Source organism: Dietzia sp. SLG310A2-38A2 (assembly GCF_014145095.1).
Classification (GTDB): domain Bacteria; phylum Actinomycetota; class Actinomycetes; order Mycobacteriales; family Mycobacteriaceae; genus Dietzia.
Window position 1 is genome coordinate 3644 of record NZ_JAALDX010000542.1, and the last position, 520, is coordinate 4163.

Annotated in this window: 1 pseudogene and 1 other annotated feature; the pseudogene reads right to left on the bottom strand. The window is 69.0% G+C overall.

The window, feature by feature from the left end:
- Positions 1-520, bottom strand: a pseudogene (locus tag G6027_RS19135) (IS3 family transposase); the annotation flags it as partial.
- Positions 304-438, bottom strand: a sequence feature (AL1L pseudoknot). It overlaps the preceding pseudogene by 135 nt.

Consider the following 520-nt stretch of genomic DNA (forward strand, 5'->3'; position numbering starts at 1 on the left):
CGGCGCCCGCACAGCGTCCGAATCCGGGGAGGTCGTGTACACCTTCTTGGCCCGGACCACCCCGGATAGACCCAGCGTGCGCATCGCACGGTCCACCGCGCCCGGACTCGCTGTGGCCAGCCCGGCCCGGCGCACCTCGGCGAGCATTTTGCGCCGCCCGTACAGCCCGGCTGGCTGCATCTTCCTACGCCCCTGCGCATCGGGCTTCCACACCAGCTGCCGCACGACGTCCTCCACCTCGGCGTCGCTAACGACCCTGGCCGCTACCGCACGCCGGGGTGAGGTCCACATCCGATAGGTGCGTGCGGCGATCTGCAGACCCGCCTTGCGCAGACCTCGGCAGATCGACTCGACCGCATGCCCTTCCGACCGGAGTTGGTCGACGAACTCGCAGATCACCGGTTGCGGGGGTCGAGCTCCCCCGCGAAGAAAATCGAGGCCCGGCGCATGATCTCCAGGTCCTCGGTCAGACGCCGGTTCTCGGCCTTGAGACGCTTGATCTCCGCGCTCTCCTCGGTGC